The organism is Methanosarcina sp. (assembly GCF_035390745.1).
Taxonomy (GTDB): Archaea; Halobacteriota; Methanosarcinia; order Methanosarcinales; family Methanosarcinaceae; genus Methanosarcina.
This window is the reverse complement of the sequence record NZ_DAOOUJ010000005.1, coordinates 53,937-72,786: the sequence shown is the minus strand read 5'-3', so window position 1 is coordinate 72,786 and position 18,850 is coordinate 53,937. Positions and strand designations below refer to the sequence as shown.

The 18,850-nt window shown below is 44.5% G+C and carries 12 protein-coding genes; 9 read left to right on the top strand and 3 right to left on the bottom strand.

Features of this window, described 5'->3' with window-relative positions; genetic code table 11:
- Positions 1 to 580: 580 nt before the first annotated feature.
- The 8 genes from PLL47_RS02780 to PLL47_RS02745 all read left to right on the top strand — a co-directional run bounded on the left by PLL47_RS02780 (position 581) and on the right by PLL47_RS02745 (position 10,108).
- Positions 581 to 2,521, top strand: coding sequence for a proton-conducting transporter transmembrane domain-containing protein (locus PLL47_RS02780; protein WP_324444522.1), 1,941 nt, complete (start codon positions 581 to 583; stop codon positions 2,519 to 2,521).
- Entirely contained in the window at positions 2,518 to 3,459 is a 942-nt protein-coding gene (locus PLL47_RS02775) for a respiratory chain complex I subunit 1 family protein (RefSeq protein WP_324444520.1), read from the top strand. The genes PLL47_RS02780 and PLL47_RS02775 overlap by 4 nt, the downstream gene beginning before the upstream one ends.
- Positions 3,456 to 4,142 carry a hydrogenase subunit gene (locus PLL47_RS02770; RefSeq protein ID WP_324444518.1) on the top strand — a complete coding sequence of 229 codons (687 nt, stop codon included), beginning with the start codon at positions 3,456 to 3,458 and terminating at the stop codon, positions 4,140 to 4,142. Before PLL47_RS02775 ends, PLL47_RS02770 begins: the two co-directional genes overlap by 4 nt.
- On the top strand, positions 4,139 to 5,677 hold the full coding sequence (locus PLL47_RS02765) for a proton-conducting transporter transmembrane domain-containing protein (protein ID WP_324444516.1): 1,539 nt from the start codon (positions 4,139 to 4,141) through the stop codon (positions 5,675 to 5,677). Before PLL47_RS02770 ends, PLL47_RS02765 begins: the two co-directional genes overlap by 4 nt.
- Positions 5,678 to 5,689: 12 nt before the next feature.
- On the top strand, positions 5,690 to 7,324 hold the full coding sequence (locus PLL47_RS02760; RefSeq protein WP_324444514.1) for a hydrogenase large subunit: 1,635 nt from the start codon (positions 5,690 to 5,692) through the stop codon (positions 7,322 to 7,324).
- A gap of 112 nt (positions 7,325 to 7,436) precedes the next feature.
- Positions 7,437 to 7,949 (top strand): NADH-quinone oxidoreductase subunit B family protein, encoded by a 513-nt coding sequence (locus PLL47_RS02755; protein WP_324444512.1) that lies wholly within the window; start codon positions 7,437 to 7,439, stop codon positions 7,947 to 7,949.
- A 169-nt stretch (positions 7,950 to 8,118) separates the two neighbouring features.
- The gene (locus tag PLL47_RS02750; protein WP_324444511.1) at positions 8,119 to 9,021 is read left to right on the top strand and encodes a class I SAM-dependent methyltransferase; all 903 of its coding nucleotides are present in this window, start codon (positions 8,119 to 8,121) and stop codon (positions 9,019 to 9,021) included.
- Between the two features lie 301 nt (positions 9,022 to 9,322).
- On the top strand, positions 9,323 to 10,108 hold the full coding sequence (locus PLL47_RS02745) for a helix-turn-helix transcriptional regulator (protein ID WP_324444509.1): 786 nt from the start codon (positions 9,323 to 9,325) through the stop codon (positions 10,106 to 10,108).
- 250 nt (positions 10,109 to 10,358) lie between these two features.
- On the opposite strand, the gene PLL47_RS02740 is transcribed toward PLL47_RS02745, so the two are convergent.
- The 3 genes from PLL47_RS02740 to PLL47_RS02730 all read right to left on the bottom strand — a co-directional run bounded on the left by PLL47_RS02740 (position 10,359) and on the right by PLL47_RS02730 (position 17,095).
- Complete coding sequence (locus tag PLL47_RS02740) at positions 10,359 to 10,727, bottom strand: response regulator (protein WP_324444603.1); 369 nt, start codon at positions 10,725 to 10,727, stop codon at positions 10,359 to 10,361.
- Positions 10,699 to 13,797, bottom strand: a complete 3,099-nt coding sequence (locus PLL47_RS02735; protein ID WP_324444507.1) for a response regulator — start codon at positions 13,795 to 13,797, stop codon at positions 10,699 to 10,701. The genes PLL47_RS02740 and PLL47_RS02735 overlap by 29 nt, the downstream gene beginning before the upstream one ends.
- A 430-nt stretch (positions 13,798 to 14,227) precedes the next feature.
- The gene (locus tag PLL47_RS02730) at positions 14,228 to 17,095 is read right to left on the bottom strand and encodes a cation-translocating P-type ATPase (protein ID WP_324444505.1); all 2,868 of its coding nucleotides are present in this window, start codon (positions 17,093 to 17,095) and stop codon (positions 14,228 to 14,230) included.
- Positions 17,096 to 17,620: 525 nt separating this feature from the next.
- Here PLL47_RS02730 and mtaA point away from each other — a divergent pair.
- Positions 17,621 to 18,640 carry a methylcobamide:CoM methyltransferase MtaA gene (mtaA, locus tag PLL47_RS02725; RefSeq protein WP_324444601.1) on the top strand — a complete coding sequence of 340 codons (1,020 nt, stop codon included), beginning with the start codon at positions 17,621 to 17,623 and terminating at the stop codon, positions 18,638 to 18,640.
- The last annotated feature ends 210 nt before the right edge of the window (positions 18,641 to 18,850 follow it).

Genomic DNA, 18,850 nt, shown 5'->3' with positions numbered 1-18,850 from the left:
TCAGTGAGATTGATTTTTCAGTGAGATTGATTTTTCAGTGAGATTGATTTTTCAGTGAGATTGATTTTTCAGCGAATCAATTTTTCCGCAAATGAATTAATTTTTACAGAAAGTTTTAGACTTAAAACTAATTCTGTTAAGAAGAGAACAGGCTTAAGAAGATTATAATAGTTCCAGTCATTTCAATCCTTCAGTGTAAGAAACAAGACATAAAAAATCCTTTCATATAAACGAATAAAGATGATATTTTGGGAGGTTATATATCCTGATTCTTATTTTAGATAAAAATATATATCATTAATAATAATTATCAATCGGGGCAATAAACTTTATAATGTAAACCTATATAATATTAGAGAGTGTTAGGCAAAAAACGTTTTCGGGGGGATCAGCCTCCCGGATGAAATTTACGGTGGAATGTCAATACGAATTACATAACTAACCCTATTATCTCATACTCAGAGAACAGTTTCAAAAGTCCCGATTTAAGCGGGACAGAAGCCGGAAAATCAAATCTATCTACCGGGACTGAAAAACTGTTTTCAGCTTTTCATATAGCTGTCAGATCAAGGTTTGAGGAGTGAATATATTGCTCGAAGCCCTCATGTATGGTGCAGTTGCTGCCCTTGTATCCGGAACCGTCCTCCCTCTTCTGTACCGCAGTAAAAACATAAGGAAAACTTCTTTTGGCCTTTCTATTCTTTCATCTATCCTGCTTCTGGGCTTTGCTGGCATGATTTTCTACACCGGAAAAGAGCCTGTATTTCCAGTCATAGGATTTCTCCCGGGACTTGATTTTACCCTGAGTGCAGACAGGCTTGCAGCCGGGTTTATCCTGCTAATTGCAGCAGTCGTACCCGGAGTTTCAATATATTCCATTGAATATGTGGAACATTCCAGAAGCGAAGCCAGAAAAAGCCTGCAGACCGCCCTTATAAATCTCTTTATTCTTTCCATGCTGATGGTCATGCTTGCAGGCAATATGGTAGGTTTCCTGATTTTCTGGGAAATAATGTCCCTTTCCTCTCTCCTGCTTGTGATGCACGACTATTCTTCCGAGGAGAACAAAAAAGCCGGCTTTTTTTACTTTGTAATGACAAATGTCAGTACGGCTTTTCTTTTCGTGGGGTTCATAAGCCTCTTCAGGCTGACAGGCTCAGCCGATTTCGGACCGCTCGAATACCCTGCAGCAGACCTGGCTCTTCCATTTATCTTCCTTTTCACTGGCTTTGGGGTCAAGGCAGGACTTGTTCCTTTCCACAAATGGCTGCCCTATGCCCACCCTGCAGCCCCTTCAAGCGTCTCAGCTCTGATGTCAGGAGTAATGCTGAAGGTTGCAGTCTACGGATTCCTGCGCTTTCTGCTCTCTGTCTCTTCGCCCGAACTCTGGTGGGGAGTGCTTATCCTTACAGCAGGCAGCCTTTCAGCCCTTTTCGGGGTAATTTATGCCCTTAAAGAAAACGACATAAAAAGGCTTCTTGCTTACAGCAGCATTGAAAACATAGGGATCATTTTCACAGGAATAGGGCTGTATACCATATTCAAAGTTGAAGGACTTGAATCCCTTGCCCTTTTAAGCCTTGTTGGAGCCTGCTTTCACGCCTTTAACCATGCCCTTTTCAAAAGCCTGCTCTTCCTCTGTGCAGGCTCTGTGGTCCATGCTACAGGCACAAGGAAAATCGAAGCTTTTGGAGGGCTTGTAAAAAGCATGCCTGCAACCTCAGTCCTTTTCATGATAGGCTCGGTATCCATTGCAGCCCTGCCCCCAGCAAACGGCTTTGCCGGTGAGCTCCTGCTCTATCAGGCTTTCTTCCAGTCATTTTCGGTAACCGACCCTCTGCTTACCGTATTTCTGATAATTGCCCTCTCAAGCTTTGCCCTGACAGGAGCACTGGCAGCTGCCCTTTTCGTGAAACTCTTCGGAATCACCTGTCTTGCCCTTCCGCGTTCTGAGAAAAGCAAGCTTGCCGAAGAAGTCCAGAAACCCATGCTGATAGGACCTGCAGTACCCGCAGCCCTCTGTATCCTGGGAGGATTATTCTCAAAACAGCTCCTTTCTCTTGCAGGCTGGGAGATTGAATTTCCGGACCTGCTTCTGCTTGGACTCCTTTTAGGGCTAATATACGCAGCCCTTTTCCTCATAATCCGCTCAAAAGAAACAGTCCCTGCCAGAATTAGCGAAACCTGGGGATGCGGAATTCCGACTCTTGCCCCATACATGGAATACAGCTCTGCAGGTTTTTCCGAGCCTCTTGTGATGATCTTCAAAAGCGTTTACAGGACAAAGATTGAGAACAGCGCTGAATACTTCGACGAACAGGAAAGCCTCTTTAAGAAAGGAAAAGTGGAAATCCGCCTTCTCCGCTTCTTTGAAGAATACCTTTACATCCCCCCTGCAAAGGCAATTGATATAGTCTCAAAATATGTTTCGGGACTTCAGAATGGAAAACTTGACAGTTATGTCCTTTATGCCTTTATCGCAGTCATCGTATTAATTATAGCAACCGGAGGCTTTGTATGAACACCTCGTTCCTCCTCTTTGCACTCTTAAATCCTTTATTTGCCCTGCTGGCAGCCCCTCTATACATGGCTCTGATCCGGAAAATAAAGGCATACGCCCAGGGAAGAAAAGGACCCAGGCTCTTTCAGGTTTATTACGACCTGAAAAAACTCATGAAAAAAGAAACGGTTTACTCCCCGACTTCCTCCTGGGTCATGAGGTTTACTCCGTACCTTAACCTTTCAACACTGCTTGTCTGCTCCCTTTTTGTACCTCTGGTCTTTGTCCCTGAACCGGCAGGAGGGCTGGGGAACATAATTGTCTTCCTCTACCTTCTGGCGCTTGAAAGGTTCTTTACAGCGCTTGGAGGACTTGATGCAGGCAGTGCCTTCGGAGGCATGGGCAGTTCAAGGTCCATGAGCCTTGCAGCTGTGATCGAACCTACAATGGTGATTTCTTTTGCAGCTCTGGCGTTTGTCCTGAAAAGCCTGAACCTGCACGAGATGTTCGCACTTACCGCGGGAAAGATTCTTCCCATCAGCCCTACGCTTGTTCTTGTCTCAATCTCTCTCTTTATCATCCTTATAGTGGAGACCGGCAGGCTGCCTGTGGATAACCCGGCAACCCACCTTGAACTTACAATGATTAACGAGGCAATGATCCTTGAACAGGCAGGAAAGAACCTTGCCCTGCTCGAACTTGCCCATGCCCTTAAGCAGCTCCTGCTGATGGGGATATTAATCAATACAATCCTCCCGGTAGGGCTCAGTACTGAGATAGATGCAGGAAAAATTGCAGTTTCAACCCTTCTCTTCCTTGTGAAGGCAGGGCTGCTTGCAGTAATAATAGGGCTCTTTGAATCGTCCCTTGCAAAAATGAGGCTGTTCAGACTTCCTGCATTTTATGTCATGGCATTTTTCTTTTCAGCCATTACAATCCTTATTGAGGTGTTTGCATGATCGACCCAACCTTCCTTGAAGGCATAATTAAGATCCTTTTTGTCTTTGTCCTTATCAGTGCAGGGCTGATCATCTCAACCCGTAACCTGAGTTCGGTACTGACCGCATACACAATCCAGTCTTTCCTGCTGGCTGCAGTCTCATCCCTCCTCTACATGATAGACGGGAAAAACCAGCTTCTGCTGCTGGCAGTTCTGACCCTGGCAAGCAAGGTAATTCTTATTCCTTACTTCATTTCCAGAATAGAACAGAAAATCAAAATCGGAAGAGATCTCCACTTTGCATATCTGGAACCAACCCCCTCCCTTCTGCTGAGCATAGGCCTTATCATCCTCTCCTACACCTTCCTTTCAGGGGTTTTCAAAGGACTGCCGCTCTCGAAGCTTTTCTTCTTCGGGGCTGTGATAGGGCTTTCTTTGACCCTGATGGGCATGCTTGTGGTTTTCAGCAGAAAAAGAGTCATTACAAAAGCTCTCGGTTACCTCAGCATGGAAAACGGGGTACTGATGTTCGGCCTTTTTGTGACCGAGCTTCCATTCATCATAGAAGTCCTGATCATAATTGACCTTATTATTCTGGTCATATTGACCACAATCATGGCTGTAGGAATGGATTCCAGCATCGAAGAGTACAGGCAGAAATTCCGGAAATTGCAGATCTGGACAGGAGGTGAATCCCAGTGATCCGGTACTACCTGTTAGTAATGGGAATATTTCTGGCATTCGGCCTTATTCCGAAGTCCCACAGGCTTATGAATGCTCTTGCCGCAGGGAACGGCATGCTGCACCTTGTTATGAGCTGCGTAGCCCTTTCCATGCTTGATCTGCCGGAAAGGCTGGGAGAAACTCTTTATCTCGACCACCTTAACCTTTATGTGGAACTGATAACCTCACTGGGATTCACTGCCGCTGCTTTCTATGCAAGAGGATATACTGACAGCCTTATGGAAGCCGGAGAACTTGACCCCAGGAACCTGAAGACCTTCTACCTTGCCTTCAACCTCCTGCTTGTCACAGCCACTGTTGCGCTCTTCTCAGACAACCTGGCGCTGTTCTGGATTTTTGCAGAACTCACAACAGTCTGTGCTGCAATGCTTGTTGCGATCCTTTCTGCAAGGGAAAATATTGATGCCGCTTTAAAGTACGTCTTTATAGTTTCCGGAGCCATGCTCTTTGCGTTCCTCGGGCTGATTTTCCTGTTCACCCTCTCTGAGCAGGCCCTTGGAAAAGGTACCCTCAACTGGACAGAGCTGGCAGTTCATGCTTCAGAGTTTTCACCTGCCCTCCTCCTTGCGAGCTTTACCTTCATGTTCATAGGTTTCGGGGCAAAAGCAGGAGTAGCTCCTTTCCACACATGGCTTCCGGATGCCTATGCAAGAGCACCTTCGGTAAGCGCAATTCTCTCGGGGCTGATGCAGAACCTGGGGATTTACGGTATAATAAGGATGTACTCCCTGCTCAGAGAAAGTAATGTAGCCCCGCAGGCATCTTCCATCCTGCTTGCAGCAGGAGTTTTCTCAATCGCTCTTGCTTCGTTCAGCATGTTCCAGCAGAGAAACCTGAAAAGACTGATAGCTTTCTCAAGTGTCGAACATATGGGCCTTCTTCTCATAGGGATAGGAATAGGAACGCCTCTTGCCCTTTTCTGGGCTCTTTTCTACATGCTTGTCCATGTTCTTGTAAAGGAAACACTTCTGTTTTCCGCAGGTATTCTGCACAGACAGTACAGAAGCAATATGCGCGAAAATATGTGGGATGTCTTTAAACTCCAGCCAAGGGCAGCCTGGGGTTTGATTCTTGGAAGCATTGCGATCGTGGGAATGCCGCCTTTTCCCCTTTTCCCGGCAAAGTTTTTCATCCTCCTGGAAAGTGCGGCAGTTTCTCCTTACCTGACCCTTGCATTGCTGCTCATGCTTATCCTTGCAGCTGCATCCTTTGCAAACTTCCTCCTGAAAGCTTTCTCAAAAGTAACCGTAGAGGAAGAAAAAGACAGGCACACTATCAGAACGCATGTGGAGGCAGGAAGAGCTGAACTGAAAACTGCAGCCGAAAAAGCAGATCATGATGAAATAAGGCTTCCGAATAAGTATGTGGTAAGGAGCGGGATGAGGGTTCCGGCGATTTTTATGCTGGCTCTTGCCTTTGCCCTGGGAGTTTATTTCCCGGATTCGCTGAGGGATCTGCTTGATGCGATAATTCTTGAACTCGGGTATGTTTAAGGGGCGGTATGTATGGATATCAAAATGAATGAAGATATAACAGAATTACTTTTAATAGTCACCAGTATTGCACAGGAGAAGCCCGAAGTTCTCAGCGCCCGTGAAAACGAGATCTACCTGAAAATTTCGGACACAGGGTTTAAGGAAGTCTATCCCGTGCTTGCGGAAAGGAAGTTCAGCCTTATAGGACTCTTCTGTGCAGAAGCCTTTGAGGAAAAGGAAGGCTTTACCCTCTTTTATGCTTTCAAACAGGAGAGCAGGGCACCTGTCCTTATTCTTGCCCGGGAGACAGGAAAAGAAAAAAGGACGACTTCAATTGCAGAGACTTTCCCCTCAGCATCATGGTTCGAGAGGGAAGTCAGAGACGGCTTCGGGATTGAATTTGACGGAGCATTTGATAAGCGAAGGCTTTTCCTGCACGAGTGTTACCCTGAAGATTTCCATCCCCTGCAAAAAGCTTTCAAAAACGGACCGATCAATCCGGCTGAAGCTCCACATGCAGAGTACAAATTCAGGCAGGTCAAAGGAGAAGGTGTGTACCAGATCCCTGTCGGACCTGTGCATGCCGGAATAATTGAGCCAGGGCATTTCAGGTTCAGTGTGATAGGGGAGCCGATATTCAGCCTGGAAATCAGGCTTTTTTACAAGCACAGGGGAATAGAAAAGCTGGCTGAAGGAAAAAGCCCTTCGGAATGTGTTGCTCTTGCCGAAGCCGTGAGCGGGGACGAGAGCATGGCAAACGCTACAGGGTTCTGCATGGCAGTAGAACAGATCTGCGGAATAAAAGTGCCTGAGAGGGCAGAACGCCTTCGGGCAACAATGCTCGAACTGGAGCGCATTTATTCCCTGCTCGGAGACCTTGCAGGTATGGCTGTAGATGTGGGTTTTGCCCTTGTAGCAAGCCCGTTCTTCATACTGAGAGAGGAGATATTCAGGCAGAACGAGAAATTGACAGGCTCAAGGTTCCTGCGTGGGGTTACAGTCCCCGGAGGGCTGAAAAAAGATATTCCCGATTCGGCTCTGAAAGAGCTGCCTGCTTTCCTTGAGAAATTCTCAAAGGCTTTTGAATCTGCTTATGACAGGGCAACCTCCTCATCTTCACTGATTGACAGATTTGCAACGACAGGAGTTATAAGAAAGGAACTTATCTCCCCGCTTAACCTTACAGGCCCTCTTGCAAGGGCTTCGGGATCCTCTGCCGATGTAAGGCTCGATAGACCTTATGGAGCCTACAGGGACTTTGCCCCGAAGCATTGCCTGAAGAAAAAAGGAGATGTTTTCTCCCGTTTTGAGGTGAAGGCCAGTGAGGTTCGTGCATCTGCAGCCCTGATTCTCCGCCTCATAGAAAACCTTCCAGAGGGTTCCGTATTTGCTGAAAATACCGGACATGCCTGGGATGGAGGCATTTCAGGAGGGGGAAACAGTCCCGGAGCCACAGGATATTCCCTTACCCTCATAGAAGCCCCCAGGGGACAGAACCTTCACTGGGTCTACCTGAAAGACGGGCTTGTTGACCGTTATAAGGTAAGGACGGCATCTTTCTGCAACTGGCAGGCTATAGAACATGCAGTGCTTGGAAATATTGTTCCTGATTTCCCCCTGATAAATAAGAGCCTTAACCTCTCATATGCAGGAACTGACCTTTGAAAAGAGGGTAAAAGAAATTCAGTGGAAAAAGAAACGGAAGAAACACAATGACAGAAACGAAGTCGAAGAATTCAATAAAGAATAAGATGACAAAATTAACTGAGGTCTGATCGTGGTAAACCCTCTTTCCCTTTTCCTCCGTCCTAAGGTCACTGAGACCTTTGAATTTCGGGATGAAGAACTTGAAGCCCTGGGAGCAGAAATAAAAAAAGAAATCCCGAAGGTTTTCGGACACAGCCTTGCAATCCGCGAACTGGACTCGGGAAGTGACAACTCAACAGAGATTGAGATCTCAAACCTGGGAAACCCCCATTATGATGTTGAGAGATTTGGGATCTCTTTTGTAGCGTCTCCGAGGCATGCTGATGTCCTGCTGGTCACAGGGGCAGTTACCCTGAATATGGCTGAAGCAGTGAAGAAAACCTATGAAGCCATGCCCTGCCCAAAGTATGTGATAGCAGTTGGGGACGACGCCTGCGATGGCGGGATCTATAAGGGTTCTTATGCAGTTCTCGGCGGGGTTGACAAAATTTTGCCCGTAGATGTGAAAATTCCAGGAAACCCTCCATCTCCGAAAGAAATCCTGCAGGGGATTTTCGCTCTTGTAAAAAAAGCCTCTAAATAAAAGCATCCAGAAATCATGGAACTCCTCCTGCTTCGAGCAGAGGAGACTTCTTTTTTAAGGTTTAGAATTATTATCAAAACTTCACTTTTCGCGTTTAAACTTACTTTTTATTCCTTCCTCAGAGGAAAAAATAAACTCCCATAACGGTGTAAACTCTGAGGGAAAAATCATGTCTGAAAGTTCGGAAAATCTAAATTTACAAAGAGAAAAGGAAGCATCTGCCGCCAAAAAGTGGCTTTCAGTTAAAGAAGCCGAAGCTCTTGGCTATTACAATTTTATGAGTTACCTGGGAGTGCCCTATTATCATACAGGAGGCCTTGTATCCACAAGAAAACTTGCGGAGTTATGCCAGATTGACTCAACTAAAAAAGTCCTGATGGTTGGCTGCGGGGAAGGTTTTTCTGCCTGCTACCTTGCCCGAAAAATCGGCTGTGAGGTTGTGGGAATTGATATTGCGGAACTTTCCATTGAGAAAGCTAAAGAGCGAGCCAGAAGGCTGGGACTTTCGGATAGAGTTGAGTTCAGGGTTGGAAACGCCTATGCCCTGCCTTTCGAAGCTGGGACTTTTGATGCAGTGATAACCGAGTTTGTGTCACAGTTCCTGGACAGAGGCAGAGCCTTCAAAGAATTCACGCGGGTCCTTAAACCTGGGAGCTATGTGGGAATCAACGAAATGTATAAAGAGGAGGAAATTCCCCCGGAAGCCGCTGAAGAAATCGCTTACGCAGAAAAAATATTCAGGGAAATTACAGGGCTTCCCTTTTCTCTCCCCACGCCGGAAGAATGGAAAAAGGGACTTGAAGAAGGAAAACTAAAAGACGTGAATGTACGAAAGTTCAGACCTTCTCCGAGTCTCGGAGAAGTAAAGGCGCTTATCGAAGGAATGGGCGGGAGCTGGAAATTTGCCCTGTATTTTACAGGGCTGATGTTGAAAATGGGAAAGTACTCCCTGTTCAGCAGAAAGATCCGGCACAGGTTCAATCGGCTGGGAGAAGGCAAAAAGATCCTTCTCCGAAAAAAATCAACTTCAAAATATGCGGGTTACGTCCTTGCTACCGGGATAAAAGATTAAGAAAAAGGTGAAATCGGTAGATAGAACATAAAAAAGGTAAAGAGAAGAGAGAAAGAAAAAAATAGAGGCAGCAAAAGGTAGAGAAAAAGGCAGGAAAAGAAACTTAACTTTAAGAAAGTGAGTGTTTTTTGGAAAAAAATATAAGTAATTAACTAAAAAATAGCGCATGAGTGTTGTACAAAGTCCCCTTTACGGTTTTCTCGTGGGAGAAAAAGGACTTTTGCCAATAATGGTTGCTTCCTGAAAATGAATGAGAAATTCTCCGGCATATTTAAGAAGCTTCTAGGGGAGATGGAATAAAATGAAAATATCATTGATTGACCTGGCGTTCCTATCCGAAAAAAGGAAAGACGTATTGCTCCTGCTGGAAGAAGGACCAAAGACAGGTGACGAAATAAAAACAGCCCTTAACGTAAACTCGACTTCAATTATGCCCCAGATAAAAAAATTAAAAGAAGGGCGTCTGATAGTGCAGGATGAGAGAAACACCTACAGGCTATCGGATATGGGAGAAATAGTTGTCGAGAAGATGGAGCCTCTCCTGGATACTGTCAGGGTTTTCGAGGAGAACTATGATTACTGGGTCAACCATGATTTTACTGCAATTCCCGAGCACCTCCTTAACAGGATAGACGAACTCGGAAATTACTTTATGCTTGAAGCCGACCTTAACCGGCTTTTTGAAGTCCCCGAAGACTTCAAGAATAATCTGCTTGAGTCAAAAAATATAAAAATATTTCTTTCATACTTCAATCCTCTTTACATAGAGATATACTCCGAGATCATAAAAAAAGAAGCCGAGATGTGCCTTATCCTGACGCAGCCGGTCTTTGAGAGGATGAAAAAAGACTATCTGAAAGACCTGAAAATGCTCGTTGAATCAAAGAATGTGGAAGTCTACATCTGTGACAAAAACGTAACCCTTAAAGATGTTGTAACAGAACGCTTCTGCTCACTTGTGCTCTTTGATAAAAAAGGAAAGTTTGACCATCAGCGCTTGATGAGCTTCGATGAAAGCGCACTTAAATGGTGTGAAGAGCTTTTTTCATATTACAAAGATATGTCCAGACGGCTGGAGAATATATAATTATCCTCTGAAAAAATCCCGGCTCGAAATAAAAAAGATATTTTCCGGCTGCAATAGCCTGTCAGTCTTAGTTTACTTTTCCTGATATTCTCCGCTTTGCTGATTTTCAATTTATTTAGAGTTCAAATATTATCTCAGGAGTAAGCGCCCAAACAAGTACAGTATACAGAATTTTGCAATATCGTCACATTTTTTTAAAGAGTTTGAGGTTTAAAGTTCAAACTATTCGTGTTGAAACTTTCTTTTTCCTTTATTCTTCCCCCAGATATTTATCGATCAGAGACCTGAACCTGTGGATGTCTATGGGTTTTGAAATATAATCCACGCAGCCCATTTCGATAAAGTGTTCTTCGCTTCCTTTCATAGCATGAGCCGTAACAGCTATCACGGGAATTTCTTTAGTCGCAGGATTCTTTTTAATCCTGTCAAGAACCTCAAGCCCGTCCATTTTAGGAAGCTGCATATCAAGGAGGATAAGATCAAACTTTCTCTCAGCAAGGCGTTCAAGAGCCTTTATCCCGTCCTCTGCTTCGGTTACACGGTGCCCGTAAAACTCCAGGAGGTCAAGGATCAATTCCATGTTCATGGGGTTATCTTCGACAATAAGAATTTCTTTCATCATCACGCCTCTTCAGCATAGCTAATTGTTTTATCCTATTAATTAATTCTTTTCTTCCGAAAGTACCCTTTTTCATAATAGAAATGAGACTTCCTTTAAGTTCGCCGTTTAATTCTTCGATATTTTTCTCAGAAAACTCTGCCGCCGTACATACAATTAAAGGAATATCTTTTGTCTTTTCACCTGCCCTCATGCGGGAAATAATCTCAAATCCACTAACCTCCGGCATCAGAAGATCGAGAATGAGAATATCCGGCTGCTGCCCGGAAAAGAGTTTTTCCAGACCTTCACGCCCTCCGAAAGCCTTTGCCACCTCAAAGCCTTCGGGCTCAATCATTGAACTCAGAAGTTCCACCGCATTCTCATCGTCATCAATAATAAGAACTTTTGGCTCTTCAAACTTGAATTTACCTGTAATTTCTTTTAAGGAGTCCAGCAGTTCAACTCTTTTCACAGGTTTTGTAAATGAATAAACCGCACCAAGAGCAACTCCCAGCTCGTTATTATCTGTCACTGAAATGATGAGTACCGGGATGCGAGCTGTGTCAGGGTCGCCCTTCAACTGCCTCAGGACATGCCAGCCGTTGGTATCAGGAAGAAAAACATCGAGCGTGATAACATCAGGCTTCAGTTTTTTTGCAACATTCAGAACATCTTTTCCTGTATATAAAGAGGCGGTACTGTATCCGTCTTCCCTGAGAATAACTGAAATCAATTCATTGGAATTCCTGTCGTCATCAACTACGAGAACAAGACTCCGGCTTTCAGGAGCCGATTCCGGAAGGCGGATCTCAGGAAGAGGAATTTCGGAAATCTCAGTTTCGTTCCGCAGGTCATTTTCACATTCTTTAACGGAACAAGCAGCCACCTTACTCATTTCAAATTCAATCAGTATTTCGCGAAGGTCTTTAGTATCGGCTTTTCGAGGTTCAGAGGGTCTGAGTAGAGGGATAGTAAATATAAAAGTACTTCCCTTTTCAGGTTCACTTTCAACCCAGATATCTCCCTGGTGTAAATTTACAATTTTCTTCACGAGAGCAAGCCCGAGTCCTGTCCCGCAGTATTGTTTGGAAGACGAAGAATCAATCTGAGTAAAGGGCTGGAAAAGTTTTTTCTGATCTTCAGAAGAAATACCTATTCCCGTATCCTTTACTGAAAAAATAGCTCTGCTCCCGCTTTTTTTACAGTGGACAAAGACACTTCCTTTTTCCGGAGTAAATTTGATAGCATTGCTTACAAGATTATAAAGAATCTGGATAAGGCGGCTTCTGTCGGCCTGAATATCTCCAAAATCCGGATCCAGCTTAAAGTCCATTTCAAGAGATTTTGCCTGGGCAAGGGGGTAAAGAACGGCTTTTACCTCATCAAAAACCGAGCCTATAGAAAATTCACTGTAGTGAAGTTCCATTTTTCCGGCTTCTACCTTTGAGAGGTCAAGAATATCGTTTATAAGCCCCAGGAGATGTTTCCCGCTGACAGAGATATTATTAACATATTTCAGCTGTTTTCCGTTGAGTTCCCCAAAAACTTTTTCGAGCAGGATGTCCGAAAAACCGATAATAGAGTTAAGAGGTGTCCGGAGTTCGTGGCTCATATTGGCAAGGAACTCGCTCTTTGTACGGTTCGCAGCCTCAGCATCCAGTTTTGCCTGAAGGAGCTTCTCTTCAGAGCGTTTGTGTGCGGTAATATCAAGCCCTGTTTGAAGGACTCCTGTTGCTTTTCCACTTTCATCCTTAATCAGATTCGCACATATCATCCATACTTTTCCATCCGGAGTAACTACCTCTCCAGATTCCTCATTTCCGGACTCAAGTGCCTTTTGTGCAAGAGACTTTCCGGAAACAGCATCCGACATCAGGGGGAATCTCTCATACTTCTGCCCAATAACGTTTTCAAGCTTAAGACCAGCATGATCCAGAGCAGCCCTGTTTGCCCAGATAATTCTCAGCTCGAGATCCATAAAAATTACAAGCTCGCTGAGAGAGTTTAGAATTACCCTCTTTTCATGTTCCTGGGCTTTAAATTGATTGGAACTTTGTTTCAAACGGTCAATCATGCCGTTTATCCCTGTAGCCAGCCCTGAAAGTTCATCATCTCCCTCAATAATGCAGTGTTCTGAGAGTTCTTCGTCTTTTCCTACTTTTTTCACAAAATTGTCAATAAGAACAATTCTGGATACTACTTCTCTGTCAAGGAGAAACTTACAGCCTGCTCCAACAATGATGCCTGAGAACAGGAGGAAAATTACAAGATACTGGAGGGTCTTTCTGCCTTTTTCATAGATGTCCCGGTCAGCATCCGTCCGGACCATAACGGTCGGTTCTCCGTTAATGTCTTCATGCACAAAATAACCTGCTAACCTGCCTCCCTCTGCAGAATTGATAACAGTTTCGTTCCCGTTTTCAAAAAAGGCACGCTGGACTTCAGCAGGCACATCATCCGGACTGTAAAACAAAACCGGATTGCCTGTAATTTCCTGAATGGAATCCACAAAACCAGAATCAAGATAACTCCCAAGAATTATTGTTCCAATTGTTTCATTGTTGTCTGATGATGCATGTATGGGACGGCAGGAAAAAATTACAGGCTCATTATTTATCAGAAGCATCCCATTTAAAGGATGAATTTCATCCGCGAAGATGAGGTTGCCATCATTTATTTTCTGACCGATTTCGGAAACAATCGAACCGCTGGAAGCATTGCCTGCATTTTCAGAGTCAGAAACCCGGGAATGGATTATTTTTCCGGAACTATTGACAAATAAAATAAAGTCGCACCCGCTCAGAGTAAAAAGATCAGTAAATAAACTCCCGCCAAGGTCTTCTGGATTCTCACTTAGCATAAAAGCCCTTATGTCTTCCCTTGAAGAAAGGGCAGAGTTAGTTTCATCCAGTTTTATCATCTGGAAATCAATTACATTATGTACATTTTCCACATTACTGATCGCCTCTTTTTCCTCAAGGTCGGAAAAGCTTGAGTTGAGGATGCTCTGGGATGCAAAAATAACGGTCGATGTAAGAAGGGCAAAAATTATGTAGACAATAACAAAAATCTTTTTACTCACATTCATATTCTGGACTCGGCGGAGTTGAAACATAATAGGGGGTACGTGCTAAATATAAAGATAGAGATAATATAAAGATAGAGTTGAGTGACTTATATAATAAACAATTTCTGCATACATAGTATAAAAATTTATCCAGAAGTTGAAGATAATAGAGAGGATGAGGCTTTTTTACCCAAAAAAACATTTAAAAATGATTTTTAAGAAAAAATATCTTAAATAAGATTCAAAACATGTCCTGAAAAGATTTTACTATTACATAACCCTTTTACAGCATTCAGAGTTGCTTTCAGTTTCTTTCCAGTCTTTTTTTCAATCTGTAATTATAGCCATGCCCGGTGAAGTAAATTGATTCATTAAGCCAGAATCTTAATTCATTGAGCCAGAATCTTAATTCATTGAGCCAGAATCTTAATTCATTAAGCCAGAATCCGGATCACCATTTAAATAACCTGGTCGCCCATATCACGTTTTTTCTCAGGAGATATTTTCTCAGTTCATCGACCCCTAGAAGGAGAACTGCAAAAGGAACTGCAAGCAGCATGTACCTTAGATCAAGGGGTGCTGTGTTGAAAATCAGATTGGCAAATGGATTCCAGATAATAATGGCAAGAATCAGAATTTCGCTTGCTATTCCCAGGAGAACCGGTCTGTTGCTTAGCAGTCCCTTAGAGAAAACTGACTGTAACCTTGTTCTCGAAGTAAATACATTGGCGACCTGACAGATGACAACGGCTGAAAAGAAAGCTGTTACCGCCTGCATATAAAGGGGATTGGTACTTGCAAGCTGCTCTCCAAAAGTCCAGCCCCCTTCAAAAAGTACGGCAAAATAACAGAAAAAGCCTGCAAGAGCCTCTATAGGACCTTTTACTCCGTAGGCTGTCAAAAGAACCTGAGAAGTCAACAGTTTTTCATCTTTTGGTCTTGGAGATCTTTTCATAATATCTCCTTCTCCTTTTTCCACACCCAGAGCAATGGCAGGCAGCATATCCGTGCCCAGATCAATTGCAAGAATAAGCTGAACAGGCAGAGGAAGTGGCAGGGCAAAGAGAACGAAAGCTATGAAAGGGAAAATTTCGGGGACATTGCTTGCAAGGATGTATACAATAAATTTCTTTATATTATCAAAGACAGCTCTGCCTTCTTCCACAGCATTTACTATTGTGGCAAAATTGTCGTCCAGAAGAATCATGTCTGCAGCCTCACGGGCAACATCCGTGCCGCTGCCCATAGCAACTCCCATATCGGCATTTTTGATAGCAGGAGCATCGTTAACCCCGTCTCCTGTCATGGTAACAATCTCTCCTTCTCTCTGGAAGAGCTGTACGATTTTCAACTTCTGGACAGGAGAGGTCCGGGCAAAAACAATGCTGGGGTTTTTAAGCCGTGAGGCAAGCTCTGCATGGGAAAGGGACTTCAATTCGTCTCCGGTAATAATCTCAGGCTTTCCGGGACCTGCAAGTCCCACGTCCCTTGCAATTGACTCTGCAGTAACCGGGTGGTCACCTGTGATCATGACAACCTTGATCCCGGCAGCATGGCACCTTGCTATAGCTTCTCTGGCTTCAGGGCGTGGAGGGTCTATAATCCCTATGAAACCCAGAAAAATAAAAGTGGCAGTATATTCTTTCAGTTCTTCTGCCTGCCTGAAGGCAAGGGCAATTATCCGTTCTCCTTTTTCTGCCAGCCTCAGGTGCATGTCCAGAAGTTTCTTTTGCTCGGTTTCATCCAGTTTTCTGACTTTTCCGGAATCAAGAATAGAATCACACAACTTCACAACAACTTCTGGAGCGCCTTTAAGATATACCTCAAGTTTGCCTTCGGGAGTGCGGCAGACAACTTCCATACGACGGGTAATGGAATCAAAAGGAAACTCCTCAAGCCTGGGATACTCACGCTGGAGCTCTTTTACATCTACTAAACTGTTCGCAAAAACAAGAAGCGCCCCTTCTGTAGGATCACCGGTGTATCCGGGAGGTGCATCGTAGAGTTTCGCATTGTTGCAGAGCCCTGCAACCCTTATAAAAACGGGAGGGATTTTTTCTGTATTCCAGCTGCGGCTTCCGGCAGCAGAAACTGCTTTTTCACAGGAGTAAGTAACTTCCTCAGAACCATCAACACTCTGAGCTGGACCTTTTTCTGCATTTTCGTCTGTATCCTGTTTTTTTGCGTCTTCTTGAGAAATGGAAGAGTTTTCAGCCCCCAGACATTCAAGCCCTACGATAAGGGAATTTACTGCCATTTTGTTCTGCGTGAGGGTGCCGGTTTTATCCGTACAGATCACAGTAGTTGATCCCAGGGTTTCCACTGACTCGAGCTGCTTTATAAGGGCATCCCGATAAGCCATTCTTCTGGAAGCAAGGCTGAGGGCAAGTGTAACTGTGGGCAAGAGCCCTTCAGGAACATTGGCAACAATGATTCCTATGGCAAATATAAGGCTTGCAAGAAATGTATCCTGAATAAAAAATGCGAGCAGGAAAAAAGTAATTCCAAGGGAAATAGCAATTGTTGAGATAATCTTTATGAAACGGTTGAGTTCTTTTCGGAGAGGGGTGTCTACGGAGGATGTTTGCTCAGTAAGCTTTGCCAGGCTTCCTATCTGGGTATCACGCCCTGTTCCAAAAATAACAGCTTTACCATTCCCGCTCTGTACGAGAGTTCCGGAAAAGACCATGTTCCGGCATTCAAGCAGGTTCGAATGAAAGCATTCAAGAGAGCGCAGCTGCGGCTCGGATTCCCCGGTCAGGGCTGAATTGTCCACTTTTAGAGAATTGATTTCAATCAAACGGCCATCAGCAGGAACCTTGTCTCCCTCTTCAAGAAGGATAACATCCCCTATCACAAGCTCGGAAGCCAGAACATCCCTTAACTTTCCGTCCCTCAGGACTTTTGCATGGGGAGGCAGAAGCTTCCGGAAGCTTTCCATTGTTTTTACAGCCTGATATTCCTGAACAAAAGCGAAACTCCCGTTCAGAAAAACGACTCCGACCAGGGCAATTCCGATATAGAGATTCCCCTTCCCCGGGTCAAGGTATTCGCCAAAAAAAGACAGAATAGCACCCACTATTAGCAGGATAGAGAAGAAGTTACGAAATTGCCGGATATATCTCTTGAATATGCTCTCCTTTCCGGCATCTTCGAGAACATTTGGGCCGCATTTCTGGAGTCTGCGGGCGGCTTCCTGTTCGCTGAGCCCGCTTTCATTTACACCCAACCTCTGCAGGAGTTCAGAGAGGGAAATAAGATGCTCATCCCCCAGCGGAGAGCATACACTGTTTCTGTTTTCAGTATACTCTTTTTCCATCGAACCCCCTTTAGTTCAATGTAACTCAAGAATAAGAAACTTAACATAACGAGTCTTTTAAATCCTGAAAACCGGCAACAAAGGAGGAGGTAAAAATTATAATTAATCAGGGGATAAAAATTTTGAGGGGAGAACACAGTAGAAAAATAGTAAAACAGACGACGCGGTAAAAATTTATTGCGTGATTTATCAAAGAAAAGGCAGAAAAAAATTCCCGACAATTAGCTTTTATAATTTGTTAACTAAAAAAATGTCCGCATTCTGGCTCAATTGAGGGGTTCGAGAATTGTTTTTACTTTGATTATTCTCACACCTGCTCAGGCGAGAAAAAACGGTGATTCAGAACTATCTGTTCCCATTTATCAAAAAAATCCAATTTTTTAACGTGTTTGAAACTCTGGATACTCTAGTCTGGAGTGTGAAACATTTTGGATTGAAAAGGTCTATATAATATTGTCAAGTAGACAATAAAATTGTAATAAAAATAAATGTACAAAGATAAAAGTAAAAAAAGGTATGACCGATATGAGCGAATTCACACTTAAAACAAGACTTTTAGCCGCCCTGAAAGGCGAACCTGTTGACAAAGTGCCTGTTTGTTCCGTGACCCAGACCGGAATTGTAGAACTCATGGATACCGTCGGAGCCCCGTGGCCCGAAGCCCACACCAACCCTGAACTCATGGCAAAGCTGGCAATCGCCAACCACGAGCTCAGCGGACTTGAAGCTGTAAGAGTTCCCTACTGCCTTACCGTTCTGGTCGAAGCCATGGGCTGTGAGATCAACATGGGTACCAAGAACAGGCAGCCCTCTGTGACCGGTCACCCCTACCCCAAGGACCTCGAAGGCGCAGCAGTCCCTGCAGACCTCCTCCAGAGAGGAAGAATTCCAACAGTACTTGAAGCAATCAAGATCATCAGGGAAAAAGTCGGTCCTGACGTGCCAATCGTTGGCGGTATGGAAGGCCCAATCACAGTCGCATCCGACCTTGTAAGTGTAAAATCCTTCATGAAATGGTCCATCAAAAAAACCGACCTCTTTGAACAGGCTCTGGATCTCGCAAATGAAGCTGCAATTATGTATGCAAACGCAATGGTAGAAGCCGGTGCAGACATTATTGCCATTGCAGACCCTGTCGCATCTCCAGACCTTATGAGCCCTGATTCATTCAAGAACTTCCTCCAGTCAAGGCTTCAGAAGTTCTCCGCAAGCGTCAACTCCGTAACTGTCCTCCACGTTTGCGGAAATGTCAACCCGATCCTCAGCTACATGGCAGACTGCGGCTTCGAAGGCCTCAGCGTAGAAGAAAAGATCGGCAGCGCAAAGAAAGCAAAGGAAGTCATCGGTGGCAGAGCAAGATTTGTAGGAAACGTTTCCAGCCCCTTCACCCTGCTGCCCGGACCTATTGACAAGATCAAAGCAGAAGCCAAGCAGGCTCTTGCAGACGGAGTAGATGTACTCGCACCGGGCTGTGGAATTGCGCCCATGACCCCTCTCGAGAACATTAAAGCCATGGTCGCAGCAAGAGACGAGTTCTACGCCTGAGAAGGCACAAATTTTTATTTTTTTTTGCGGGCAAGTTCTTAGCAGGGAATTCCAGGCACCGGACTTCACGCCCGATTCATGTTTTTTTAAATTTGCCGGAAAGGGACCTCAGGGATGGGGTACATCCAGAACAGGGCCCTGACAGGCGGTCAGTTCAGGAGACTCAATCCAGGCAAATAATCCAGCAAACTTACAGGGACGGCTTATCAA